The organism is Dyella sp. 2RAB6 (assembly GCF_052115385.1).
Classification (GTDB): Bacteria; Pseudomonadota; Gammaproteobacteria; order Xanthomonadales; family Rhodanobacteraceae; genus Dyella_D.
On sequence record NZ_JBFRGP010000004.1, the window covers coordinates 194,586 to 219,577 of the forward strand.

The window sequence follows — 24,992 nt, forward strand, 5'->3', positions numbered from 1 at the left end:
CCTCGTGGTAGTCGTTACGGTGCTTTCGCCTCCGCATACGGCGACTTGCCGCCGTCGGCGATAAAGCGATCCACTTGTTGTTGCAGTACGGGCAGCGGCACCGAGCCCAGCGACAGCACGGTGTCGTGGAAGGCGCGCAGGTCGAAGCGTTCGCCCAGGGCCTTTTCGGCCTTGGCGCGCGCCTCGACGATCGCCATCTCGCCCAGGTAGTACGACAGCGCCTGGGCCGGCCAGGCGATATAGCGATCCACCTCGGTCTCGATCTCGTGTTCGCTCAGCGCAGTGTTGTCGCGCATGAAGGCCTGCGCCTGTTCGCGCGTCCAGCCCAGGTGATGGATGCCGGTGTCCACCACCAGGCGGCAGGCGCGCCACATCTGGTAGCTGAGATAACCGAAGCGGTCGTACGGCGTGTCGTACATGCCCATCTCCACGCCCAGCCGTTCGGAGTACAGCGCCCAGCCTTCGCCATAGGCGGAGATATAGGTGTAGCGGCGGAACTCCGGCAGCCCTTCGTGCTCGGCGGCGAGCGGCATCTGCAAGGCATGGCCGGGCGCCGATTCGTGCAGGGTCAGCGCGGTCAGCGAATACAGCGGGCGCGACGGCAGGTCATAAGTGTTGACCAGATAGATGCCGGGGCCGCCGCGGCCGCCGGTGTAGAACGGCGCCAGATCCGGCGGCACCGGCTCGATGGCGAAGCGCTGGCGCGGCAGGCGGCCGATGTACTGAGCGAGCTTGCCGTCCACGCGCTTGGCGATCCATGCGGCATCCTTGAGCAGTTCGTCGGCGCTCTTCGGATAGAACTTCGGGTCGGTGCGCAGATAGTGCAGGAACTCAGCGAAGCTGCCCTTGAAACCGGTCTCGCCGATGGTGTGTTCCATCTCGGTGCGGATGCGCGCCACTTCATGCTGGCCGGTTGCATGGATCTGTTCCGGGCTGAGTTCCAGCGTGGTGAACTCGCGGATCTGCGCCTGGTAGAACGCCTTGCCGTCCGGCATCGCCTCCGCCGCCAGCGTGGTGCGGGCCTGCTTCATGTAAGTGTTGCGCATGAAGCCGAGCAGCTTGGCGTAGGCAGGGATGACCTGCTGTTCGATCTCCGCACGCGCCTGCGCGCGCAACTGCGCCTGCGTGGTGGCCGGGATGCTGTCCGGCATCTTGCGCAATGGCGTGTAGAACAGGTTGTCGTCGCCCTTGGCGTTCGCCACGTCGGCGATGGACTGGTCGCGTCCGGCCAGGGTCACCCGCGGCACGCTGAAGCCGCGTGCCAGGCCGGCGCGCATATTGGCGATCTGTTCGTCGAAGTAGCGCGGGATATCGCGGAGCTGGCCCAGGTAGCGGCGATAGTCGTCCGCGCTGCGCATCGACTTGCGTGCGGTGAAGCCGAGGTTGGTCCAGAACGCGGTGTCGCTGTTGAACGGCATTTCCCAGGTGTGCAGGCGCTGGTCGGCCAGCAGCGTCTCGACCTGGTTGCGGTAGACCGCGTAGTTCACCGGGCCGTCGCCGCGCAGATCCTTCGGCTCGATCGCGTCGAGTTGCTTCAGCACGTCCGCCCAGTAACGCTCGCGCTGCGCCTGCGTGGCCGGATCGACCCTGGGCAGATGATCGGCGGCCTTGCCCTCGCCATCTTCATCGTCGCCGCCGGCGAACTGCGCCTGGCGCCATTGCCATTCCTGCGTGTAGATGGCGCGGAAGCGCTGGTCGGCGCCGTCGGCCGCGTGAGCGAGCAGAGGAGCGATGGCGAGGCAGATGGCGCAGGTAAGCGTAGCGATCGGTCGATGCATCGGCTGCTCTCCGGGGGCGTCAGGCGAAGGGCTGGTCGATGGCCGGCGACGGTGGGGTGAACCAGGCCGCGCCGTCCTCGGTGACGTAGAAGTGGTCCTCCAGGCGTATGCCGAACTGCTCCGGGACCACGATCATCGGTTCGTCGCTGCAGCACATGCCCGGCCGCAGCGCAGTGCGCGAACCGCGCACCAGGTAAGGCATCTCGTGGATGGCCATGCCGCAGCCGTGGCCGGTGCGGTGCGGTACGCCGGGCAGGCGGTAGTCGGGGCCCAGCCCCGCGCGTTCGATCACGGCGCGGGCGGCGTCGTCGACGGATTCGCAGCTCACGCCCGGGCGCACGGCGTCGAACGCGGCCTGCTGCGCGGCCTGCTCGAGTTCCCAGATGCGCGCCTGCTCGGCGCCTGGCGTGCCGAAGATGTAGGTGCGCGTGATGTCGGAGTGGTAACCCTGCACCGTGCAACCGGTGTCGATCAGCACGAGCTGGTCGCGCTCCAGGTATTGCTCGCCGGGGATGCCGTGCGGATAAGCGGTGGCATGGCCGAACTGCACGATGCAGAAGGTGGACCCGTTGTCCGCGCCCATCGCACGGTGCGCTTCATCGATAAAGCGCACCAGCTCGGTGCGCGAGATGCCTTCGCGCATCAGGCGGGCAGCCAGGCGATGCACGTCCAGCGTCATCGCGGTGGCCTGCTTCATCAGCGCCAGTTCGGCGGACGACTTGCACATGCGGCAGCCGTCGATGATGGCGGTGGCATCCGCGATGGGCTTGCCGCCGAGCACGCCGCGCAGGCGTTCGGCGACCGCGAACGGCGCCGCCGGGTCGAGCGCGAGGCTGCCCGCGCCGCGTTCGGCGAGGGCAGCGGCGACGAGTTGCTGCGGGTCTTCGTGTTCCTCCCACAAACGCACGTCGGCAGGAATGCGCAGCACCGCGGCGAGCGAGCCGGCCTCGAAGCCGGGGCAGATCAGGATGGGATCGCCCTGCGCGGTGAGCAGCATGCCCAGCAGCCGCTCGCTGGCACCCCAGGCCACGCCGGTGAAATAGCGTAGCGAGGTGCCGGCGGTGACGAGCAGCGCATCGAGCCGCTGCGCGCGCAGCAGCGCGCGGGCGTGTTCGAGGCGGTGCTCGTATTCATCCGCGCCGATCGCGGGTGCCACTGCTTGCCACGGCCGCAGGCGCGCACGCGCCTGGGCGAGGTCGAGACCGCCGATCTGCATCGAACTCATGCGCCTGGCGTTCCCAGGTCGTCGACGCACCAGCAGCCGTCGATCTGCCGCTCCACCCCACCGGGGTTATGGTCGCGCAGCTCCGGCGGCAGCAGGTGTTCGGGCAGGTTGTCGTAGCAGTGCAGGGCGGCGAAGCGGCGGATCGCCGCCGGCATGCCTACTGCGGTGAAGCCCGGATGGCCGGTGCTGGGGTAGGGGCCGCCGTGGTTCATCGCCGGGCTGACCGCCACCCCGGTGGGCATGCGGTTGCCGATCAGGCGGCCGACGCGCGGGCGCAGTGCGCGCGCGACGTCGACCGATGCCGCCTCGTCGGCGCCGCTCGTATACAGCGTGCCGGTGAGATTGCCTTCGAACGCGGCCGCCACCTGCGCCATCTGCGCCACGTCGCTGGTGCGCACCAGCAGGCTGACCGGGCCGAACGCTTCGGTCTGCAGGGCTTTCGGTTCGCGCAGGAACGATGCGGCGTCCACTTCCAGCAGGCTCGGCGCGTAGCGATAACCGGGCGAGCCGGCTGCGCCGCCCGCCAGCAGTTGCGCACCGGCCGCACGCAGCGTGGCGACGCCGTTCTGCAGATGTTCCAGCACGCCGCGCGAGAACAGCACGCTCGGCGCCGCGGCGGCGAAGTGCGTCTTGGCGGCTTCGACGAAGGCGTCGCCCGTCTCGCTGCGCGGCACGATCACCACGCCCGGATTGGTGCAGAACTGGCCGCTGCCCATGGTGCAGGAGCTGAAGAACTCCTGCGCCAGCGCCGCGCCGCGTTCGGCCAGCGCACCCGGCAGCAGGAACACCGGGTTGACGCTGGACAGTTCCACATACGCCGGCACGCCCGCCGCATCGGCGGCGGCCTTCAGCGCCAGCCCGCCGGCGCGGCTGCCGGTGAAGCCGATCGCGCCCAGGCGCGGATCGCCCGCCAGCGTGGCGCCGATCGCATGGTCGAAGTGATAAAGCATCTGCACCGACGCGGCCGGCAAGCCAGCCTGGCGCAGCGCCGCGAATGCCGCGCGTGCCAGGCGTTCGCTGGTGGCGGGGTGCGAAGGATGCGCCTTGGCGATCACCGGATTGCGCGCGGCGATGGCGGAGGCGAAATCGCTGCCGGCGATCGCGTTGAAGGCGAACGGGAAATTATTCGGGCCGAACACCAGCACTGGCTTGCCCAGCGGCGCCAGGTGCGAACGCAGGTTGGCGGCGGTGTCGATCACCGGCTGGGTCCACGCATAGCTGCGCACGGCGTTCGCGGCCAGACGCAGCTGATGGGTGGTGCGCGGCAATTCCACCGCGGCGAGGCGCGGGTGCTTGGGCAAGGCGGTTTCGGCGTGGGCGATGTCGACCAGTGCCTCGGCGTCGGCTTCGATCGCATCCGCATACGCTTCGAGAAAGGCGGCGATGCGTTCCGGCGGTGCGGCGGCGAGTTCGGCGGCGGCGCCGGCTGCGGCGGCGAGCGCGGCTTCGACATCCGCTGCGCCGCAGACCGGGAAGGCCGGGCCGATCGCTACGCCTGTGCTCGGGTCTTCGGCGCGGAACTGGCCGGCCGGCGCGTTTGCCGCGCGCCAGTCGCCGTCGATCAGGACGGGTTGGATGTCCATGTCAGAGCTTCGGCGCGTGGGCGATGGCGTGATCGATCACACGCAGCGCGGCTTCGCGTTCCGCGCCGACGACCGCCAGTCGCGGCGCGCGCACCTGCTCGGAGCCCAAGCCGACCTTGGCCTGCACCAGCTTGATCAGCTGCACGAAGGTCGGCACCGTATCCAGCCGCAGCAGCGGCAGGAACCAGCGGTACAGTTCCAGCGCCGCGTCGGCGCCGCCGTCGCGGGCCAGCTCGAACAGCTTCACCGACTCCTTCGGGTAGGCATTGACCAGGCCGGCGATCCAGCCGCGCGCGCCCATCGCCACGCCTTCGACGATGGCGTCGTCCATGCCGACCAGCAGCTCCACCCGGTCGCCCAGCAGGGCGCGGATGCCGGCGAAGCGGCGCACGTCGCCGGAGGACTCCTTCACCGCCTGCACATTCGGGTAGGCATGCGCCAGTTCGGCGATCTGCTCCGGGGTGAAATCCGTCTTGTAGGCGACGGGGTTGTTGTAAAGCATGCAGGGCAGGTCGGTGGCCGTGATCACTGCACGCAGATGCGCGCCCATTTCGCGCCAGTCGGTGGAATACACGTACGGCGGCAGCACCATCAGGCCGGAGCAGCCCAGCGTCTTCGCTTCCCTGGCCAGGCGCACGGCCTCGTCGGTGGACAGCGCGGCGATGCCCGGGATGACCGGTGCGCGGCCGTTCAGCGCCTGCACCAGGGTGCGGATGATGGCGACCTTTTCCTCGAAAGACAGCGTGGCCGCTTCGCCGAGCGAGCCGAGCGGCACGATGCCGGTGCAGCCGGCGTCGATCAGCTGGTTGGCGTGCCTGGCGAGAAAGGCGTGGTCGACCTGGCCGTCGGCGGTGAAGGGCGTGGTGATGGCGGGAATCACGCCGCGCCAGATGGATGCATTGCTCATGTCGGTGACCTCGATACGTCGTCGGAAGGGGAAAGAGCGAGCCCCGCCAGGGTGGCGAGGCGTGCGGGAAACAAGGGCGGGCGGCCGGCGCTGCGCGGAAAGCGGCCCAGCTCGGCCAGCGCGGTGCCGCAGATGCGGCCCTGGCAGGCGCCCATGCCGCAGCGCGTGGCGAGCTTGGCTTCGCGCGCATCGGCGTAACCGTCGAGCGCGCCGAGCGGGACGTCCTCGCAGCGGCAGATCAGGGTTTGCGGCGTAGCCAGCGCACGCACGCGCTGGCCCGGCGCGAAGTGCATTGCCAGCAGCGCGCCGAAGCGGCGGGCGCGTTCACGCTCAGGCAGCAGGGCGCGCGCTTCGGCGGCGTTGCCGACCGCCATATGGCCGGCGATGGCGCCCTCGATGCGCGCTACGGCCAGGCCGCCGATGCCACAGGCTTCGCCTGCGGCGAAGATGGCGGGCACACTGGTGCGCAGCAGTTCGTCCACCTGCACCTGCGGATGGGTCGCTGTGTGGTCGAGCGCGCAGCCGAGCAGTTGCGCGAGTTCGACATTCGGCACCAGGCCGTAGCCGACGGCGAGCAGATCGCAATCGACGACATGGGTGCCGTGCGCGTCCTCGATCTCCACCGTGCGCACGGCCTCTTCGCCATGCGCGTGGCGCACCACCGAACCGAGGCGATACGGCACGCCGAGCAGCCTGGCGCGCAGCGACAGCGCCTGCGCGGCGCGCGTGGGCCAGTGCAGCAGCTGCCGTGCGAACGCGTGCACGCTGTCGGCGGAAGCCTGTTCGTGGATGCCGACCAGCCTGGCGCCATGCGCGCGCAAGGTGGCCGCGGCGGCGAGCAGCAGCGGACCGCTGCCGGCGACGACCACGCGTTTGCCGGCGACCGGCCAGCCTTGCTTGGTCAAGGCCTGCAGACCGCCGGCGCCGGTGACGCCGGGCAGCGTCCAGCCGGGGAAGGGCAGCAGCAGTTCGCGTGCGCCGGTGGCAAGGATCAGCGCGCCGTACGCAAGCAGGGCCGAACCTTGCGGGGTCTCCACCCGCAGGGCGCCGTCTTCGCTGGCGACGACGCTGCGCTGAGCCAGCAGGGTGACCTGGCGCAGCGTTTCAAAAGCTGCGCGCGCGGCACGCGGTGCGGGCTTGCGCACATCGTGGCGCCACACCTGGCCGCCCACGCGCGGCTGCGCATCGAGCAGGCCTACGCGCGCGCCGTGTGCGGCAGCGGTATGCGCCGCGGCGAGACCGGCGGGGCCGGCGCCGACCACCAGCACGTCGTAGCGCTCAGTCATGGCTGTCCACCTGCATGCCGTCGCGCGCCGGTGTCATGCACGCGCGCTGGTGCGCGACGCCGTCGATGCGGACGCGGCATTCGAAGCACACGCCCATGCCGCACAGCGGCGCGCGCGCTTCGCTGCTTACCGAGGTGCGGAAATGCAGTGTCCAATGCGCCACCGCGGCGGCGACGCTGGCGCCGGCCGGTACGTCGACCGGCTGGCCATTCACTTGCAGGCGCACGGTGGCGCTCATGCCGCCAACCTCGACGGTGCGTAGGGCGCGGGATCGATCGCCGGCTCGCGTTGCTGGATCAGGTCCAGCAGCAGGCGCGCGCTGCCCAGGGCGGTGGTGACGCCAAGGCCTTCGTGGCCGGCGGCAACCCATTGATCGGTGCTGCCGGGCACCGCGCCGAGATAAGGACGTCCATCCGGCGTGGTCGGGCGAAAGCCGGTCCACGCGCGCAGCGCCTGCAGTTCGCGCAGCGCGGGGACGAAGGCGAAGCAGCGTTCGAGCATCCGCCGCAGCATGGCGGGCGAGACCGCCGCATCGGTGGCGCTGAATTCGCGCGAGGAGCCGAGCAGGATCTGCCCGGTCGGACGCGGCTGCACATTGAAAGCCACACTGCTGTCGGCGTCACCGTGCGCGCTGTCGGCATAGCCCAGTTCCAGCAACTGGTGCCGCAGCAGGCCGGGATAGCGGTCGGTGATCACCAGATGTCCCTTGCGCGCGCGCATCGGCAACTGCGGCAGCAGTGCCGGCACGGCGCAACCGGTGGCGACCAGCACCGGACCGCTGAGCGAGGAGCCATCGTCCAGTTGCGCGCCGCCGCGGCGCAGCGCCTGCACGCGGCGTCCTGCATACAGCACCGCGCCGCGCGCTTGCGCGCGATGAACCAGATGGCGCGCCATCCGCGGCGGATACACCACCGCTTCGCGCGGCACCAGCATGCCGCCGCTCATGCCGGGGGCGAGCTCGGGTTCCAGTTCGTACAGTTGCCTGGCGTCAAGTAACTGCACTTCCACGCCGGCGGCCTCCAGGCGCGCGGCGCGGGTGGTGGCGGAGGCGAGATCGCGTTCTTCGCGCGCCACCCACAAGGTGCCGCAGCGGCTGAATTCGGCTTCCGGCAGGTCGGCGAAGGCTTCCCACTGCCGCAGCGAATAGCGCGCCAGCGCCAGTTCGGCGGGATCGTCGTCCATCGCCACCAGGTGGCCCATCGCCGCGGCGGTGGCGCCGCCGCCGATCGGGCCGGGTTCGACGATCGCCACGCGCAGGCCGTCGCCGCTGGCCGCATCCGCGCAGGCCGCGCCGACGATGCCCGCGCCGATCACGATCAGGTCGTAGCCGGCTACGCTCATTCCGCGCCGCTGCCCCAGGTGAACGCGTCGGCTTCGTCGAACAGCAGGGTGGAACTGGCCACCACGAAGGCGCTGCCGGTGATGCGCGGCTTTACGCCGCGCGCGCCCGGTGTGTAGCTGGCTTCGAATTCGCTGCCGTGGCCGAGGATGCTTTCCTGCCGCCACACTTCGCCGGGGGCGAGCTTGCCGTCCGCCGCCAGGCAGGCCAGCTTGGCGCTGGTGCCGGTGCCGCAGGGCGAGCGGTCGTAGGCCAGGCCCGGGCACAGCACGAAGTTGCGGCCGGCCTGGCCATCGAGGTCGGCATTGATCTCGATATGGTCGATCTCGCCGCCTTCGGCGCCGGTGATGCCCTGCGCTTCGAGCACGCGGCGGATCGCTTCGGTGTAGGCGGTCAGTTCGCGCTGGTGCTGGATCTCCAGCGGCAGAGGCGTGTCCTTGGTGATGAAGAACCAGTTGCCGCCCCAGGCGATGTCGCCGGTGACGTCGCCGTAGCCGGGCACGCTCACGCGCATGTCCTTGGCATGGCGATAGCTCTCGACGTTGTCGATCGACACGCGCCCGTCCGCATGCAGTTCCGCCCCCACCGTGCCGACCGGCGTTTCGATGCGATGCAGGCCGGGGCCGATGCGCCCCAGGTGCTGCAAGGTGCGCACCACGCCGATGGTGCCGTGGCCGCACATGCCTAGATAACCGACGTTGTTGAAGAAGATCACGCCGGCGCAGGCATCGGCACTTTGCGGCGGCAGCAGCAGCGCGCCGACCACGGTGGCCGAGCCGCGCGGCTCGCAGGCGATGCCGGCGCGCCAGCGGTCGAAGTCGCGGCGGAAGCGTTCGCGCTGCTCCATCAGGGTGCCGGCGCCCAGGTCCGGAAAGCCGGCGATGACGGTGCGGGTGGGTTCGCCGCCGGTGTGCGAGTCGATCACGTCGATGGTATGCATACCGCACATGCTCGCCGCCGGGGCGGCCGAGCGTCTAGCAACGCTTGGCATCGCTGCGTGCGGAAATCAGCACAATGCGCCAGGCCGATTTTGTGCCATGCTGCGATTGCACAAGGCTTTGCGACGAGGCAGGACCTGCGATGGACATGAAGATTTCGGCCGACGAGCTGGAGGCGCTGTTCGACGCCTTGCCCGATGTGGTGTTCTTCGTGAAGGACGGCCAGGGCCGCTACACCCACGCCAATCTCACCCTGGTGCGCCGGCTGGGCTTGAAGCAGCGCGCGGATGTGATCGGCCGCAGCGTGGTCGAGCTGTTTCCCGCCACGCTGGGCGGCTCCTACGCGTCGCAGGACCGGCGCGTGCTGGACGGCGAAGTGATCGAGAACCAGCTCGAAGTGCACATCTTCCCGAACCGCGTGCCCGGCTGGTGTCTTACCTGCAAGCGGCCTTTGCTCAAGTCGGCAAAAGGGCAGCGCGGCGAGGTACACGGCATCGTCGGCATCTCGCGCGACCTGGGCAAACCGGATGGTCGCCATCCCACTTATGTGCGCCTGCGCCGCGTGCTCGCCTACCTGCAGGAGCATTACGCCGAAGGCGTGCGCGTGGCGAAGCTGGCCGAACTGGCGGGGGTCTCGGTGGCGCAGCTGGAGCGGCATTTCCGCCGCGTGTTCCAGCTCACCCCGCAGCAGGTGCAGACCAAGCTGCGCATCGAGGCGGCGATGCGGCTGCTGCGTGGCGCGGAAAGCGTGGCGGCGATCGGCCTCGCCTGCGGTTTCGCCGACCAGAGCGCGTTCGCGCGGCAGTTCAAGGCGACGGTGGGCATGACGCCGCGGGACTACCGGGCGATCGCCGCCGGCGCCCCGCGTGCGGCGCCGGCGGCGTAGAGCGGGAGACGGCTCAGCCGTTGACCCACACGCCGACGTTCAGATGCCAACCGTCGTTGCGACGCTCGTAATGCGGGTGGACGTAGTGGTAACCCGGACGCACCACTTCCCAATGCCCCGGCATGGCCACGTATTCGCGCCCGCTCCAGTGCCAGTAGCCACGTGCCCACACATAGCCCTGGCGCGGCGCCGGCTCCACTTCCACGATGCGCTCCGGCGGCGGCTGCGGTGCGATCACTTCGACCACGTCGCGGCGCACCACCGGGCGTTCCACCACCACGGGGCGCTCGTGCACCACGCGCTCCTCCACGCAGCCGCTGGCGAGCAAGGTCAGCGCGGCGAGCGCCACGATTCGAATCTGCATTGTTGTGCCCCTTCTTGGTGAGAACTAATTGGTTAGAACTAGTTGGTTAGAGCCGGGAAAAACGCGGCTGCCAGCGGGCAGCCGCGTCGAAATCAAACGGAGCTCAACGGCCCCAGTAACCGTCGTGGAAGCGCCAGCCGCCGCGGTAGTGCTCCCAGCGCGGGGCGCGATAGTTGTAGCCGTGGCGCGCCGGCATCCAGCGGCCGACCATCCACACGTGGCGGCGCGCATACGGGTCCCAGCGCCAGTAGCCCGGCGCCCAGGCGTAGCCGACGCGCGGCGGCGGCACCACTTCGTAGCGCGGTGCGGGCGGTGCGACGTTGATGCCGACGGAGATCTGCGTGCGCGCGGCGGCATCGGGAGCGTAGGCGGAAGCGCCCAGGCCCAGGCCCAGCGCGGTCAGCACGGCGAAGGTTCGTGCCAGCGTTTTCATGCGGTTTCTCCTCGGCCACGCAACGTGTGGCCCGCATGGAAAAACGGCATGGGCCGGCGGCTGTTGACCGCGGCCGGCCGGCTTGTTCAGAAATGGGTGGGGTGGAACAGGATGGGGGCGAGCAGGATGCGGTGAAATACGCGCGGCGGCGCCGGAACGCCGCCGCGCGCCGTCCTCACATCGCGCAGTTGGGCTTGTGCCCGCTGGTGCGTGCCTGCTCGAACACCGGCATCAGCAGGTCGGCCTGCTTGGTCAGCGATTGCTGGCGGTTGTACGAGGCCGGATGGGTCGACAGGAAGGCCGGCTGCTTGGGGCCGGCCGGGCCTTGCGCCGCCATCCGCTCCCACAGCGTGGCGGCCGAGCGCGGGTCGAAGCCGGCCTGCGCCATGTAGCGCTGGCCCAGCGTGTCCGCCTCGCTTTCCTGCATGCGCGAGAACGGCAGCAGCAGGCCCACTTCCGCACCCACGCCGAGCGCCGCGGCGGCGTAGCCGACGTTGGTGCCGCGGGTGGCGGCATAGGCGGTGCCGGCAACCACGGCCACCTGCGCGGCGATGTTGTCGGACATGCGCTCGGCGCCATGGCGCGACACCACGTGCGAGAGCTCATGCCCCAGCACCACGGCGAGCAGGTCCTGGTTGGACGCCACCTTGAACATGCCGCGGTTGACGCCAATGCGCCCGCCGGGCAGGGCGAAGGCGTTGGGCGTGTTGTCGTCGATGATCTGCACTTCCCACTGCTGGGTGTTCCACGGCGCCGGCAGCACCGCCACCAGGGCGTTGGCGACACAAGTGGCGTAGGCGCGCTCCTTCGGCGCATCGGCGAACTTGCCCTTGGTGCGCATATCGTTGAACGCGGCCAGGCCCATCTTCGACATATCCCCGTCGGAGACCATCATCAGCTGCTTGCGCCCGGTGGGCGAGGTGGTGCAGCCACAGAGCAGGGCGCCTAGGGCCAGCACGAGCGGCAGGCGGAATTTCATGCGTTTTACCTCCCTGGAAAACTGGTCCGAAGCATAACCTTGCGTCCGCCTTCGCAATGTGTGCCAGGTCGGCACTTGAAAAGAACGAACGGTCGTTCTATTTTCCGACCCCATGAACGCTACTACCGCCCCCGGCAAGCGCGCCGCCACCCGCGAGATGATCCTCGACCGCGCCTACGCCATGGCCTGCAACGACGGCCTGGAAGGGCTGTCGATCGGCACGCTGGCGCAAGCCGCGGACATGTCCAAGAGTGGCGTGTTCGCCCACTTCGGTTCGCGCGAAGACCTGCAGCTGGCCGTGCTCGAACTGGGCGCGCTGCGCTTCATGGACAACGTGCTGCTGCCCGCGTTGAGGATGCCGCGCGGCTTGCCGCGCCTGCGCGCCATCGTCGAGCACTGGTGTGACTGGGCGCATCGCTACGAGCGCGGCTGCGTGCTGCTGTCGGCCGTCGGCGAATACGACGGCCGCGATGGCGCCCTGCGCGACGCGGTGGTGCATCAGCAGGCCGGTTGGCGCGGGCAGTTGGAGAAGGCGATTGCCCTGGCGGTGGACGAAGGGCATCTGGGCCGCGATACCGACGTCGGCCAGCTCGCCTTCGAGATCTACGCCTTCATGCTCGTACTGCACCACGACGCCGGCTTGTTCGGCTTCGAGGAGGCACGTCGCCGCACGCTCGCGGCGGTCGACCGCCTGTTCGCCAGCTATCGCATCTGACCCCCGCACCCGCACTCAGCACCCACACCCCAGGGAGCTCCGCCATGCCTCGCCCCCAACGCGCCCATCGCCCGCACGGCCGCCCCAGCGCCGGCCTGCTGCTGAAACTCGGCGCCGTGCGCGCCAGCTTTGCCGTCGGCGGCCGGCTCGCGCCGCGCCGCACGGTCGACCGCGCCGCACGCCTGTTCGCCACGCCGTTCGCCAGCAGCCGCAGCCGCGCGCTGGCGGCCCAGCCGGACGAGGCGATGACGCTAGGCGAATTGCCGGTCGGCGGCGAGCGGATCGCCACCTATGTCTGGGGCGATCCGGCGACGCAGCCATACGCGCTGCTGGTGCATGGCTGGTCCAGCTTCGGCCTGCGCTATCTGCCGTGGGTGCAGCGCCTGCGCGAAGCGGGCCTGGCGGTGGTGGCGTTCGACCAGCCCGGCCATGGCCGCAGCTCGGGCCGCTTGTGCACGCTGCCGGATTTCATCGCCACCATCCGCGCGGTCGGGCAGCACTACGGCAACGCGGCGTTGGCGATCGGCCATTCGCTCGGCGGTGCCGCGCTGGCCTTGGCGCAGAGCGAAACCTGGTGGGCACGGCAACTGGTGCTGGTGGCGCCTGCGGCCGATATGGAAGCCGCCGCCGGCCGCTTCTTCCGCTTCGTGAAACTGGGCGACCACCTGCGCGAAGCGTTCTACGGCTGGCTCGAGCGGCGCACCGGCGTGACCGTGCGCGACCTGCAGGTGCACAAGCATCTGCCGGCGCTGGGCCAGTCCGGGCTGGTGGTGCACGACCTGGACGACCACGACGTGCCGTGGGACGAGGGCGAACGCTACGCGCGCTACTGGTCGGGCGCGCGTCTGCTCACCACGCAGGGACTCGGCCACCATCGCGTGCTGGATGCTCCAGAAGTGATCGAGGCGACCTTTGCTTTCCTGCGTGGCGAGACGGTGGGCGAGCGCGTGGTCGCGACGCCAAACCTGCCTTACGGCGTGGCCTAGGTTGGGGTGGCAACCCCAACGTCGTCGCTTGCGAAGTGGTCGCATCGTTGGGGTTCGCCTGTCGGCTCACCCCAACCTACTTAGCCGGCAGCACGCGTCCTGTGCGATAGCTGCGATAGCGGCACACGTCGAAGTTGCGCTGCAATAGCGAGCGCCCATCGGCGAAGGTGGCGCGCAGATCGCGGCGGCAACCTTCCTTGCCATCGATCGCCACCGTTACAGCGTTGCCGCCACCGATCAGCGGACGATCGCCGATAGGCACAGCGCGAAACGCATCCGTTCCCGCCGGCGCAACGGCCAGCGTCACCAGGCTGGAAGGCGCATCGTTGTAGACCTCCAGATAGCGCGTCTGCGCAGCGGCCATCGTTGGCAGCGACACGCAGGCGAGCGACCCACTGGCGAGCAGCAGCGCAAGGCGACGGTTCATGGCTTCCTCTCCACAGCTGCCGCCCGGGCGGCGATGCACGGATTGGGCGCGAAGCGCCCGTCGGGCGTGGTTGTGGCGGGACGGATCGTAGCGGGCGCGGGACGAATGGCAGCCGTGACCGGCGAGCCTGTTCGCGCGCAGCTATGCCTGTGTAGGATGCGGACGCCACGGCATGGAGGAGTGCGATGCGATTCTGGCGTTACCTGGCCGCGTGGACCGTGCCGGCCGTGCTGTTCGCCATCCAGGGCTACAGCATGGATGCGATGCGCGGGCATACCTGGAATGCCGCCGACTACATCCGCTGGGCGATGGTGCAGTGGTACACGCTGGCGGTGCTGGCGCCTGGCGTGTTCGCGCTGGCCAGGCGCTTTACCGTCGACACCACCGCGCAGTGGCGCTACCTGCCGCTCTATATCGCCGGCAGCCTGGGATTCTCCGCCTGCGCGGTGCTGATCGGCGCCACGCTCGGCCATCTGCTCGAACCCGGCCAGCCGCCGTTCGACGACCAGCTGCAGCAGTTCATCGACAAATACGTCTTCATCGATTTCTTTATCTACTGGGTGCTGGTGGTGGGTTGGCATGCCATGCGCTTCTTCCGCGAGAAGGACCGGCGCGCGGACCAACTGCAGGCGCTGCTGGCGCAATCGCGCCTGCAGGTGCTGAAGATGCAGCTGCAGCCGCATTTCCTGTTCAACACGCTGCATGCGATCACCACCCTGATCCGCGAGGAGCCGGAAGTCGCCGAGGACATGCTGCTGCGCCTGAGCGAGCTGCTGCGCGCGTATCTCGATGAAGACCGGCAGGAGATCGCACTGGCCCGCGAGTTGGAGTTGCTGGACTTGTACCTCGGCATCCAGCGCGTGCGCTTCAAGGACCGCCTCGATACGCGCGTGGACGCGTCGGTCTCCGCGCTTGGCGCCGCCGTGCCCGGCCTGATCCTGCAGCCTTTGGTGGAGAACGCGATCCATCACGGCATCGGCCGGCACGCCGGCGGCGACACCGTCGAAGTGTTTGCGCATCGCGACACCGACAGCCTTTACCTGGAAGTGCGCAATCGCAACGGCGTGCTGGAAGTGACGCCGGAAGAAGCGTTCACGCGCGGCATCGGTCTGTCCAATACACGCTTGCGCCTGCAGGAGCTGTACGGCACTACCGCCTCGGTTTATATCGACACGCTGTCGCCGCAAGGTGTCACCTGCCGCCTGCGCCTGCCGTTCCGCGCACTGGGCGCGGTGGCCGCATGAGCATCCGCGCGCTGATCGTGGACGACGAGCCGATCGCGCGGCACAGCATCGCGCGCCTGTTGCGCAAGGAAGCGGATGTCCTGATCGCCGGCGAATTCGGCGATGGCGCCAGCGCGCTGGAGGCGATCCGCCAATTGCAGCCGGACCTGGTATTCCTTGATATCCAGATGCCGGAGATGACCGGCATCGATGTTGCCGTCGCGCTGGGCGAGGCGGCCTTGCCGGCCACGGTCTTTGTCACGGCTTATGAGCAATACGCGGTGCGCGCGTTCGAGGCGAACGCGGTGGATTACCTGGTCAAGCCGTTCAGCAGCGAACGCTTCGACGCGGCGTTGCGCCGGGTGCGGCGGCGGCTGGCGGGCGAGGGCGGCGGTGCCGAGTCCGCGCGGGTATGGCAGGCGCTGGCGCAATGGCGGCGCGAGCAAAGCTACGCGCGGCGCCTGCCGATCCCGATGGACGGCAGCGTGATCCTGCTGGAGGTGGCGCGCATCGACTGGATCGAAGCCAACCGCAACAGCGTGCGCCTGCACGTGGGCAAGGACACCTACGAGTTGCGCGAGACCATGACCGCGCTGGAGGAACGCCTCGATCCGCGCCAGTTCGCGCGCGTGCATCGCTCGGCCATCGTCAATATCGACCGCATCCAGGCGATCCATCCGTGGTTCAAGGGCTACCACATGGTGGTGCTGAGCACGGGGCAGGAGTTGCGCATGAGCCGCTACCAGCACGATGCGTTCCGTGAGCTGGTGCGCTTGCCGGTGCGGACGCCGTAGCGGCGTCCGCACCGGAGAATCAGGAGCGATCCAGCGGCGTGGTCAGGTGCAGGCCGCTGCCGACCAGGTAGAGACTGCCGTCGGGCAACGCATCGGCGCCCAGGCTTTCATCCTTGTGCGTGCGGCGATACTCGTCCATCCACGGGATCGGTTCCTTCGGACCCGGAATATAGGCCTGCCAGGCGGCAGATTCGGGCTGCTCGGAATCTCCCATGTGGCGCAGATGGTAGGCCACGGGCACGCGTACGATCCAGGCATCGCCGTTCCGGCCCGGGCCGTTGGCCGGCACGGTGAAGGTCCAGTTGCGCGCGGCTTCGATGCTGGAGGCGGCCAGCAGCTTGCGCCAGCGGCGCATGCCGTTCTCGCTGTCCGCCACGTTGAGATTGACTTGCTCGGCGGCCACGTCGCCCACGGTGCCGTCGGGCTGCACGCGCACGAGCAGGAACACCGTGCCGCTGACGCGCGCCTGCACCGCATCCTGGGGGTAACGGGGTGGCGTGCGGTTCTTGTAGGCAAGCCCCTTGTCGGCCTGGCCATTGCTGAAGGTGCCGCTGACGATGCGCAGGTTGAAGGTGTCGCCGTCGCCGCTTGGGGTCGCGACGACGCGCAGGTGCATCGGCGCTTCCGCCGCCACCGCGACGCCGTCCGCCAGCACCGGTTGGAAACGCCAGGTGGCCGAATTGCGCTTGACCAGATCCACTACCGGCACCGGCAACTGGTCCTGCTGGTCGAGGGTGCACGAGCGGACGCTGCCGTCCGGTGCCAGCACGATATGCCCATTAACCACCATGCTGGCCTCGGCGCGCTTGCGCACCGCGCTGGCGGTCTGTGCGATGGCGGCGCCGCAGAGCGCCAGGCAGAGCAGCAGCATTCCTATGCGTTTCATCGACTTTCCCTCTGTCGTTTGATCGAAGCGCAAGTATCCCGCGTGCTCAAGGCAATCCGCCAGAGCCGGCGTGTCGATTTCCCGCGCCCTGGTTCGTCGCCTAGGCAAGTCGGCCATGCTGCCGGCGGACAACCCACTCTCCACAAGGAACGCCGACCATGCACGCCATCGCCCACCGTCCCCTGCGCACCCTGATCGCCACGGCCGTGCTGGCCCTGGCCGGCACCTCCGCGCGCGCCGGCTCCGCCACCTACACCGTCGACCCCACCCACACCTACCCGAGCTTCGAAGCCGACCACTTCGGCGGCCTCTCCGTATGGCGCGGCAAGTTCGACCGCAGCAGCGGCAAGGTCACGCTGGACAAGGCCGCCGGCACCGGCACGGTCGACATCGCGGTGGACATGAGCAGCGCCAACTTCGGTCTGGCCAAGCTGGACGAAGAAGCGCGTGGCCCGCAGTTGTTCGAGACCGCCAAGTACCCCAAGGCTACCTACAAGGGCAAGCTCGCCGGCTTCGTCGACGGCAAGCCGACCAAGGTGCTGGGCGAGCTGACCCTGCACGGCGCGACGCATCCGCTGGAGCTGACCGTCAACTCCTTCAAGTGCATGCCGCATCCGCTGCTGAAGCGCGAAGTGTGCGGTGCCGACGCCAGCGCTACGTTCCAGCGCGATACGTTCGGCATGGCCGGCGGCAAGGACTACGGTTTCAAGATGGACGTGGTGCTGCGCATCCAGGTCGAGGCGATCGCCGATGAAGCCGATGCCAAGCCAGCCGCCGCGCACTGATTCACAGGCAGCTCTTGAGCCGGCGCACCGCCTCTTCGAGCGCGCGTGCGTCGGCGCCGCCGTAGCCCATGATCAGTCCGCCGCGCACGGGCGGTTCCGCGTAGCACAGCGACAGCGGCCGCGCGGACACGCCCACCTGCGCAGCGCGGCGCGACAGCGCCACGTCGTCCACCCCCGGCGGCAGCAGCGCCACCAGTTGCATGCCGGCTTCGGCGCCGATCACTTCGAGCTGCTGCGGCAGATGCGTGCGGATCGCGGCGACCAGAGCGGCGCGCCGCTCGGCGTACAGCACGCGCATGCGGCGGATATGCCGCGCGAAGTGGCCTTCGCGGATGAAGTCGTTCATCGCCAGCTGCGGCAGCGTGGCGGTGCAGGTATCGAGCGCGTCGCGGCAGGCGACGAAGGCGTCGACCAGGTCCTTTGGCACCACCAGGTAGCCCAGGCGCAGCGCGGGGAACATCACCTTGCTGAAAGTGCCGACGTAGATCACCCGCTCTTCCGTATCCAGCCCTTGCAGCGAAGCGACCGGACGGCCGCCGAAGCGGTATTCGCTGTCGTAGTCGTCCTCGACGATCCACGCGCCGGAGCGCGCGGCCCAGCGCAGCAACTGCATGCGCCGCGCCGCGCTCAAGGTCATGCCCAGCGGAAACTGGTGCGACGGCGAGATATAGGCCAGGCGCGCATCCGGCGCGCGGCGGATGCCTTCGGCCACGTCGAGGCCTTCCTGGTCCACCGGCACCGGCACGATCCGCGCGCCCATGGTGCCGAAGGCCTGGCGCGCGCCGGGATAGCCGGGGTCTTCCAGCCAGGCGCGGTCGCCGGCGTCGAGCAGGGCATGCGCGCAGATCTGCACGCCCTGTTGCGAGCCGGTGGTGATCAGCACCTGCGAAGCATCGACGCGCAGCGCGCGCACCGCACCGAGATACTCGGCGATGGCCTCGCGCAGCAGCGGACAGCCGCGCGGATCGCCATAGACCATCGACTCCGTGCTCGGCGTGCGCGCGTGGCGGTTGAGCAGCTTCGCCCACAGCTCGGTGGGGAAATGCTCCAGCGCCGGGAGGCCGACGCGGAAGGCGCCCTGGCTGTCCAGCCAGGTCTGTTCCGGCGCGCGCATGCTGGCCACGCGCTGGGCCACGCGGCGGTTGGCATTGTGCTTGGCCACCGGGACGGCGGTCAGCCTGGGACGGGCGGGTTTCAGCGCCGCGGCCGGAATCGAGTGCGCGACGCAGGTACCGGCGCCGACGAAGCTCTGCAGATAACCTTCCGCCAGCAACTGCTCGTAGGCGCTGAGCACCGGCAGCCGCGACACCCGCAATTCGCTGGCCAGGCTGCGGGTGGACGGCACGCGCTGGCCGGGGCGCAACTGCCCGTCGGCAATGGCGCGGCGAAACCATTCGGACACCTGCTGGTAGATCGGCACGCCGCTGCCGCTTTCCAGCGCAATCGGCGGCAGGAACGAAGTGGACGCTCGCGGCATGGCGGCTGGCCTCAAGTGGTCATGCCGGATGATAGCCAAGTGGCTATTCGCCCACGCCACTGCCATTCGTAGTGTTGCGCGGCGGCGTATGGCCGGGCAGGAGAGCGGAGACGGACTTGAGCATGGGGCACCGTATGAAGGGCAAGGCGAGGCTGGGGCTGCTGGGCGTGCTGGCGTACCTGCTGGCGTCGATGGCGATGGCGCAGGAGGCGGGTGCGCCGATCCGGCAATCGCGCGACGACGCCTGGTGGACTGGCCCCATGCTGGCGAACGGCGCCGAGACCCTGCCGCAGGGCCATATGCTGATCGAGCCGTATATCTATGACGTGATGACGCCCGGCGTCGATGCGTTCGGTTCGCGCGCCTATGTGCTGTACGGCCTCACCGACCGCGTGACGGTCGGCGCCATCCCGATCATCGGCTACAACCGGGTGAGTAATGGCCCGAACAGCTCCGGCGTCGGCCTGGGCGACCAGATCCTGCAGTTCCAGTACCGGCTGATCCGCTTCCACGAAGGCAGCTGGGTGCCGACCGTCTCGCTGATGGTGCAGGAGGCGGTGCCCACCGGGCGCTACGACCGCCTGGGCCACCGTCCAGCGAATGGCCTGGGTGGTGGCGCTTACGCCACGACCGTGGGCGTCAATATGCAGAGCTACTTCTGGTTGCCGAACGGGCGGATCCTGCGCGCGCGGCTCAATGCCACCACGACTTTTTCCGGACGTGCGGCTGTCGAGGGTGTCAGCACCTACGGCACCGGCCAGGATTTCCGCGGGCATGCGCGCGGCGGCACCAACGTCTATGTCGGCGCCGCGCTGGAGTACAGCCTGACCACGCGCTGGGTGCTGGCGCTGGACCTGACCTACAGCCACAACGACAACACCTGGGTGAGGGGTTTCGACGTCGTGCCCGGGTTGGAGCCGGCGCGCGTGAGCAACCGCTTCGGGCGCAGCGATGCGGTCGGTTATGCGCCGGCGATCGAATACAACTGGACACCCAATATCGGCCTGCTGCTCGGCGTGCGGGTGGTGGCGGGTGGCAACAACACCAAGCGCTCGGTGACGCCGGCGATCGCACTTAATTACGTGCATTGACTACGCACCCCTCTCTTTCCTTCGCAGAGAGCAGGCGTAGGTTGGGGTGAGCCAGAGGCGAACCCCAACCCCAACCATGCGATGCGTTTGAAGGTGACCATGTTGGGCTGTATTGCGCCTGAGATGCGAACCATTCTCATCGCTGTGCTAAGGTCGCGCCCCTGATTCCAAGCCGCCGCGACCGATGCCACTGCCGTCCCAGCCGACCTCACGCCACCCCTGGCGCCCGCGCGACCTGCTGCGCAAATTGCACCTGTGGCTGGGCTTGAGCGTCGGCATCGCCTTTGCGGTATTGGCGTTGTCCGGCACGGTGTTGGCATTCCAGACGGACCTGTTGCGCTGGCGCCATCCGGAGTTGTTCGCACATGCGCTGCCCACATCCGCGCAGCGGGCAGCGATCCTCGAACGAATCCACGACACGCCTTGGCCGGCCCCCTTGCGTGCCATCGACACGCCCACCGCCGACCTGCCGCTGTGGCAGCTCTCGTTAGGTGGCGAGAAGCGCGTTTATCTCGATCCAATCGATGGACATCCGTTGCTGACGCGCTCCAAAGACGACGACTTCGTCCTTTGGCTGCGCGATCTGCACACCCATCTGCTCAGCGGTCGCAATGGCGAAACCGCGCTCGGTATCCTCGGCCTGGCGGAGCTGAGCCTGATCCTGATCGGCTTCACGCTGTGGTGGCCGCGCCGCGGTCATTGGCGCCATTCGGTGCGCATGTATGCGCAACCGCCGACGCGGCGCTGGCGCAGTTGGCACCAGGGCATCGGCGCGATGCTGTTTCCGTTGCTGCTGCTGAGCACGCTCACCGGCGTCACCCTGATCTACAAGGACACCACGCGCAGCGCGCTCGCCGCGTTGTTCGGCGACAAGCAGGCCAGGCCGCCGAAAGCGCCGGCCGTTGCGCCGAGTGACGCTCCATTGCAGTGGTCCGCCGCACTCGCCGCCGCGCAGGCCGCGCTGCCGGATGCCGAGTTGCGCCGCATTACCCTGCCCAATGACAAGAACGCCGCGCTCACCATCCGCGCGCGCGGTCCGCAGGAATGGAATGCGGTCGGCCGCAGCGTCGTGGTGGTCGATCCCTATAGCGCCAGGGTGCTGTCGGTATACGACGCGCAAGCGCAGGGCGGTGGCGCCAGGCTGGTCGACAAGATCTACCCGGTGCACTCCGGCCAGGTCGGCGGCCTGCCATGGCAACTGCTGATTGGCGTGGTGGGCGTGCTGCCGGCGTTCTTCCTCGTCACCGGCTTTTTGTTCTGGCGGACGCGCAGGCGCCACCTCAAACATGCGCAAAGCATGCTCGGCAAGCGCTGAGCCGTACGCCCAGGTACGCACGCTGCAAGCGCTTAACGGCGATCCCCACTAGAATTGCGCGTCTTAAGCACATCCTGAGTTGGAGTCGCCATGAGTTCCCCCGCCCAGCACGTTTCCGCCAGTGCTGCAGTGCACGAAAGCCGTCCCCTGCGCTTTGTCACTGCCGCCAGCTTGTTCGATGGCCACGACGCGGCGATCAATATCATGCGCCGCATCATCCAATCGCAGGGTGCGGAGGTGATCCACCTGGGCCATAACCGCTCGGTCGAGGACGTGGTCCGCGCCGCCTTGCAGGAAGACGCCGACGCTATCGCGCTGTCCTCGTACCAGGGCGGCCACGTCGAGTACTTCAAATACATGGTGGACATGCTCGAGGAACATGGCGCCGCGCATATCCGCGTGTTCGGCGGCGGCGGCGGCACCATTACCCCGGAGGAAATCCGCGAGCTGCAGGCCTACGGGGTGGAGCGCATCTACCACCCGAACGACGGCATGAAGCTCGGCCTCACCGAGATGATCGAGGACGTGATGCGCCGCACCCGCGAGGCCGCCGAACGCCGCGCCAGCGCGGAAAAGGCCACCGCCGTCGCGCCGCGCGTGGACATCGACGACGAGATCTCGATCGGCCACATGCTCTCGGCGATCGAAGAAGCCGAGCTGCCCGAGGCGGAACTCGAGCATCTGCGCAAGCAGTGGAAGATGGCCGGCAAGCAGACGCCGGTGCTGGGTGTCACCGGTACCGGCGGCGCGGGCAAGTCCTCGGTGGTGGACGAGCTGCTGTTGCGCTTCCTGCATGCCTTCCCCGACATGCGCATCGCGGTGCTCGCGGTCGATCCGACCCGCCGCCGCAGCGGCGGCGCGCTGCTGGGCGACCGCATCCGCATGAATTCGCTGCGCAGCCATCGCGTGTACATGCGCTCGATGGCCACGCGCCGCCAGCACGCCGCCACCAGCGTGGTGCTGCATGACTGCATCGATTTCCTCAAGGCGCAGCCTTACGACCTGGTGATCGTGGAGACGGCCGGCATCGGCCAGAGCGATTCGGAGATCGTCGACCTGGTCGACTTCCCGATGTACGTAATGACCAGCGACTACGGCGCGGCCAGCCAGCTCGAGAAAATCGACATGCTGGACTTCGCCGAACTCATCGTGCTCAACAAGTTCGACAAGCGCGGCGCCGAAGACGCGCTGCGCGACGTGCGCAAGCAGTGGAAGCGCAACCGCACCGCCTTCACCCTGAAGGACGACGAGGTGCCGGTCTATCCGAGCATCGCCAGCCAGTTCAACGATCCGGGCGTGACCTGGATGTTCGCCAACCTGTGCCGCCTGCTGCGCGACAAGCTCGCGCTGCCGGCGCCGAAATGGACGCCGGAGCTGGACACCTCGTTGAAGGAGCCGCGCGCCACCGTGCTGATTCCCGGCAGCCGCGTGCGCTATCTGGCCGAGATCGCCGAACAGGGCCGCAGCATCAACGCCGGGATCGAGCGCGAGGCGGAATTCGCCAGCAAGGCGCAGCATTACTACGAGTCGCTGAAGGACCTGGGCGATGCGCGCCTGCCGCGCCAGCTCTCGCGCTACGACAGCGAGTCGCTGCACGAGGAGGGCGCCGACCGCACCCTGCTCACGCTGCGTCAGCGCTACAACCAGGCGGTGAAGGAACTCAGCCACGAGGCCGTGCACCTGCTGCACGACTGGCCGGCGCGCTACAAGTCGGTCACCGACGATTACAACGAATACAAAGTGCGCGACAAGACGATCCGCGTCGAGAACTATCGCGAATCGCTCAGCCATCAGAAGATCCCCAAGGTGTCGCCGCCGAAGACCAAGGATTGGGGCGACCTGGTGCGCTTCCTGCTGCGCGAGAACCTGCCGGGCCATTACCCCTACACCGGCGGCGTGTATCCGTACCGCCGCACCGGCGAGGACCCGACCCGCATGTTCGCCGGCGAAGGCACGCCGGAGCGCACCAACCGCCGCTTCCATTACCTCAGCCAGGGCGGCGCCGCCACGCGCCTGTCCACCGCGTTCGACTCGGTCACGCTGTATGGCGAGGACCCGGCGCCGCGTCCGGACATCTACGGCAAGATCGGCAACTCGGGCGTCAACGTCGCCACGCTGGACGATATGAAGAAGCTGTATTCGGGCTTCGACCTGAGTGCGCCGAGCAGTTCGGTGTCGATGACCATCAACGGTCCGGCGCCGATCGTCCTGGCGATGTTCATGAACACCGCGATCGACCAGAACGTGGAGAAGCATCTCAAGGCCGATCCGGCGCGCTGGAGCGAGGCGCAGAAGAAAATCTCCGCGCTGCAGCCGCACGGCGGCCCGCGCTATTCCGGCGAGCTGCCCAAGGGCAACGAAGGCCTGGGCCTGGGCCTGCTCGGCATCACCGGCGACCAGCTGGTGGACCAGGAGACGTATGCGCGCATCAAGGAGGAAACCCTGCAGACCGTGCGCGGCACGGTGCAGGCGGACATCCTGAAGGAAGACCAGGCGCAGAACACCTGCATCTTCAGCACCGAATTCGCGCTGCGCATGATGGGCGACATCCAGCAGTATTTCGTCGACCACAAGGTGCGCAACTTCTATTCGGTATCGATCTCCGGCTATCACATCGCCGAGGCCGGCGCGAACCCGATCAGCCAGGTCGCCTTTACGCTGTCGAACGGCTTCACCATCGTCGAGTACTACCTTGCGCGCGGCATGGACATCGACGACTTCGCGCCGAACCTGTCGTTCTTCTTCTCCAACGGCATGGACCCGGAGTACACCGTGATCGGCCGCGTGGCCCGCCGCATCTGGGCCCGCGCCATGCGCGAGCGCTACGGCGCCAGCGCGCGCAGCCAGATGCTGAAGTACCACATCCAGACCTCCGGCCGCTCGCTGCATGCGCAGGAGATCCAGTTCAACGACATCCGCACCACGCTGCAGGCGCTGTACGCGCTGTTCGACAACTGCAATAGCCTGCACACCAATGCCTACGACGAGGCGATCACCACGCCGACCGAGGAAAGCGTGCGCCGCGCGGTAGCGATCCAGCTCATCATCAACCGCGAGCTGGGCCTGAACTTCAACGAGAACCCGTGGCAGGGCAGCTTCGTGGTCGATGCGCTCACCGACCTGGTGGAAGAAGCCGTCTACCGCGAGTTCGAGGCGATCAGCGAGCGCGGCGGCGTGCTCGGCGCGATGGACACCATGTACCAGCGCGGCAAGATCCAGGAAGAGTCGATGTACTACGAGCAGAAGAAGCACGACGGCAGCCTCCCGCTGATCGGCGTGAACACCTTCCTGCCCAAGGATCACGGCGGCGAGATCGCCACCGAGATCGAACTGATCCGCTCCACCGAGGAGGAGAAGGGCCAGCAGATCGACAACGTGCTCGCCTACGCCAAAGCGCGCAACGGACTGGCCCCGGAGAGCCTCAGGATCCTGCAGAACACCGCGCGCGAACGGCGCAATGTGTTCGAGCAGTTGATGGAGGCGGTGAAGTACAACTCGCTGGGGCAGATCAGCCACGCCTTGTATGACGTCGGTGGCGAGTACCGCCGCAATATGTAAGCGAAAAGGGGCCGCAA

At 68.4% G+C, this 24,992-nt stretch carries 23 protein-coding genes; 9 read left to right on the forward strand and 14 right to left on the reverse strand.

Translation table 11 applies throughout. The annotated features are described in order from the left end of the window. Window positions 1–14 precede the first annotated feature (14 nt). The 8 genes from AB4083_RS08655 to AB4083_RS08690 are packed head-to-tail and all read right to left on the reverse strand — an operon-like array spanning window position 15 to window position 9,058. Window positions 15–1,778 carry a DUF885 domain-containing protein gene (locus tag AB4083_RS08655; protein ID WP_441607380.1) on the reverse strand — a complete coding sequence of 588 codons (1,764 nt, stop codon included), beginning with the start codon at window positions 1,776–1,778 and terminating at the stop codon, window positions 15–17. A 19-nt stretch (window positions 1,779–1,797) separates the two neighbouring features. Then, window positions 1,798–3,003 (reverse strand): M24 family metallopeptidase, encoded by a 1,206-nt coding sequence (locus AB4083_RS08660; RefSeq protein WP_441607381.1) that lies wholly within the window; start codon window positions 3,001–3,003, stop codon window positions 1,798–1,800. Beyond that, window positions 3,000–4,586, reverse strand: coding sequence for an aldehyde dehydrogenase family protein (locus tag AB4083_RS08665; RefSeq protein WP_441607382.1), 1,587 nt, complete (start codon window positions 4,584–4,586; stop codon window positions 3,000–3,002). The genes AB4083_RS08660 and AB4083_RS08665 overlap by 4 nt, the downstream gene beginning before the upstream one ends. Before the next feature lies 1 nt (window position 4,587). After that, window positions 4,588–5,493, reverse strand: a complete 906-nt coding sequence (locus tag AB4083_RS08670) for a dihydrodipicolinate synthase family protein (RefSeq protein ID WP_441607383.1) — start codon at window positions 5,491–5,493, stop codon at window positions 4,588–4,590. After that, complete coding sequence (locus AB4083_RS08675; protein WP_441607384.1) at window positions 5,490–6,779, reverse strand: FAD-dependent oxidoreductase; 1,290 nt, start codon at window positions 6,777–6,779, stop codon at window positions 5,490–5,492. Before AB4083_RS08675 ends, AB4083_RS08670 begins: the two co-directional genes overlap by 4 nt. Continuing rightward, entirely contained in the window at window positions 6,772–7,017 is a 246-nt protein-coding gene (locus AB4083_RS08680) for a 2Fe-2S iron-sulfur cluster-binding protein (protein WP_441607385.1), read from the reverse strand. Before AB4083_RS08680 ends, AB4083_RS08675 begins: the two co-directional genes overlap by 8 nt. After that, on the reverse strand, window positions 7,014–8,120 hold the full coding sequence (locus tag AB4083_RS08685; protein WP_441607386.1) for an NAD(P)/FAD-dependent oxidoreductase: 1,107 nt from the start codon (window positions 8,118–8,120) through the stop codon (window positions 7,014–7,016). Before AB4083_RS08685 ends, AB4083_RS08680 begins: the two co-directional genes overlap by 4 nt. Further along, on the reverse strand, window positions 8,117–9,058 hold the full coding sequence (locus AB4083_RS08690) for a 4-hydroxyproline epimerase (protein WP_441607387.1): 942 nt from the start codon (window positions 9,056–9,058) through the stop codon (window positions 8,117–8,119). The genes AB4083_RS08685 and AB4083_RS08690 overlap by 4 nt, the downstream gene beginning before the upstream one ends. A gap of 140 nt (window positions 9,059–9,198) precedes the next feature. Here AB4083_RS08690 and AB4083_RS08695 point away from each other — a divergent pair, with 140 nt between their 5' ends. Then, window positions 9,199–9,942, forward strand: a complete 744-nt coding sequence (locus tag AB4083_RS08695; RefSeq protein WP_441607388.1) for a helix-turn-helix domain-containing protein — start codon at window positions 9,199–9,201, stop codon at window positions 9,940–9,942. Between the two features lie 13 nt (window positions 9,943–9,955). Here AB4083_RS08695 and AB4083_RS08700 read toward each other — a convergent pair whose 3' ends face one another. The 3 genes from AB4083_RS08700 to AB4083_RS08710 form a co-directional block, all read right to left on the reverse strand. Continuing rightward, the gene (locus AB4083_RS08700; RefSeq protein WP_441607389.1) at window positions 9,956–10,306 is read right to left on the reverse strand and encodes a YXWGXW repeat-containing protein; all 351 of its coding nucleotides are present in this window, start codon (window positions 10,304–10,306) and stop codon (window positions 9,956–9,958) included. A 103-nt stretch (window positions 10,307–10,409) separates the two neighbouring features. Beyond that, the gene (locus AB4083_RS08705) at window positions 10,410–10,739 is read right to left on the reverse strand and encodes a YXWGXW repeat-containing protein (RefSeq protein ID WP_441607390.1); all 330 of its coding nucleotides are present in this window, start codon (window positions 10,737–10,739) and stop codon (window positions 10,410–10,412) included. Window positions 10,740–10,914: 175 nt separating this feature from the next. Further along, complete coding sequence (locus AB4083_RS08710) at window positions 10,915–11,718, reverse strand: M48 family metallopeptidase (RefSeq protein ID WP_441607391.1); 804 nt, start codon at window positions 11,716–11,718, stop codon at window positions 10,915–10,917. A gap of 112 nt (window positions 11,719–11,830) precedes the next feature. Here AB4083_RS08710 and AB4083_RS08715 point away from each other — a divergent pair, with 112 nt between their 5' ends. Beyond that, window positions 11,831–12,433 (forward strand): TetR/AcrR family transcriptional regulator, encoded by a 603-nt coding sequence (locus tag AB4083_RS08715; RefSeq protein ID WP_441607393.1) that lies wholly within the window; start codon window positions 11,831–11,833, stop codon window positions 12,431–12,433. 44 nt (window positions 12,434–12,477) lie between these two features. Beyond that, the gene (locus AB4083_RS08720; RefSeq protein ID WP_441607394.1) at window positions 12,478–13,419 is read left to right on the forward strand and encodes an alpha/beta hydrolase; all 942 of its coding nucleotides are present in this window, start codon (window positions 12,478–12,480) and stop codon (window positions 13,417–13,419) included. A gap of 76 nt (window positions 13,420–13,495) precedes the next feature. Here the strand turns inward: AB4083_RS08720 and AB4083_RS08725 are convergent, their stop codons facing one another. After that, entirely contained in the window at window positions 13,496–13,846 is a 351-nt protein-coding gene (locus AB4083_RS08725; protein ID WP_441607395.1) for a hypothetical protein, read from the reverse strand. Window positions 13,847–14,031: 185 nt separating this feature from the next. Between AB4083_RS08725 and AB4083_RS08730 the strand changes: the two genes are divergently transcribed. Together AB4083_RS08730 and AB4083_RS08735 are read left to right on the forward strand one after the other, a co-directional pair. Further along, a complete protein-coding gene (locus tag AB4083_RS08730; RefSeq protein ID WP_441607396.1) occupies window positions 14,032–15,090 on the forward strand; it encodes a sensor histidine kinase in 1,059 nt (352 codons plus the stop codon). Beyond that, window positions 15,087–15,863 (forward strand): LytR/AlgR family response regulator transcription factor, encoded by a 777-nt coding sequence (locus AB4083_RS08735; protein WP_441607397.1) that lies wholly within the window; start codon window positions 15,087–15,089, stop codon window positions 15,861–15,863. The genes AB4083_RS08730 and AB4083_RS08735 overlap by 4 nt, the downstream gene beginning before the upstream one ends. Before the next feature lie 19 nt (window positions 15,864–15,882). On the opposite strand, the gene AB4083_RS08740 is transcribed toward AB4083_RS08735, so the two are convergent. Further along, complete coding sequence (locus tag AB4083_RS08740; protein ID WP_441607398.1) at window positions 15,883–16,749, reverse strand: energy transducer TonB; 867 nt, start codon at window positions 16,747–16,749, stop codon at window positions 15,883–15,885. Window positions 16,750–16,907: 158 nt separating this feature from the next. On the opposite strand from AB4083_RS08740, the gene AB4083_RS08745 reads away from it, so the two are divergent. Further along, window positions 16,908–17,534: a YceI family protein gene (locus AB4083_RS08745; RefSeq protein ID WP_441607399.1), complete on the forward strand. Its 627-nt coding sequence runs from the start codon at window positions 16,908–16,910 to the stop codon at window positions 17,532–17,534. Between the two features lies 1 nt (window position 17,535). Here AB4083_RS08745 and pdxR read toward each other — a convergent pair whose 3' ends face one another. Next, window positions 17,536–19,011: a MocR-like pyridoxine biosynthesis transcription factor PdxR gene (gene pdxR / locus AB4083_RS08750; RefSeq protein ID WP_441607400.1), complete on the reverse strand. Its 1,476-nt coding sequence runs from the start codon at window positions 19,009–19,011 to the stop codon at window positions 17,536–17,538. A gap of 122 nt (window positions 19,012–19,133) precedes the next feature. Here pdxR and AB4083_RS08755 point away from each other — a divergent pair, with 122 nt between their 5' ends. The 3 genes from AB4083_RS08755 to AB4083_RS08765 all read left to right on the forward strand — a co-directional run bounded on the left by AB4083_RS08755 (window position 19,134) and on the right by AB4083_RS08765 (window position 24,975). Then, window positions 19,134–20,102, forward strand: a complete 969-nt coding sequence (locus AB4083_RS08755; protein ID WP_441607401.1) for a transporter — start codon at window positions 19,134–19,136, stop codon at window positions 20,100–20,102. 184 nt (window positions 20,103–20,286) lie between these two features. After that, entirely contained in the window at window positions 20,287–21,417 is a 1,131-nt protein-coding gene (locus AB4083_RS08760; RefSeq protein ID WP_441607402.1) for a PepSY-associated TM helix domain-containing protein, read from the forward strand. Window positions 21,418–21,507: 90 nt separating this feature from the next. Then, window positions 21,508–24,975 carry a methylmalonyl-CoA mutase family protein gene (locus tag AB4083_RS08765; RefSeq protein WP_441607403.1) on the forward strand — a complete coding sequence of 1,156 codons (3,468 nt, stop codon included), beginning with the start codon at window positions 21,508–21,510 and terminating at the stop codon, window positions 24,973–24,975. The last annotated feature ends 17 nt before the right edge of the window (window positions 24,976–24,992 follow it).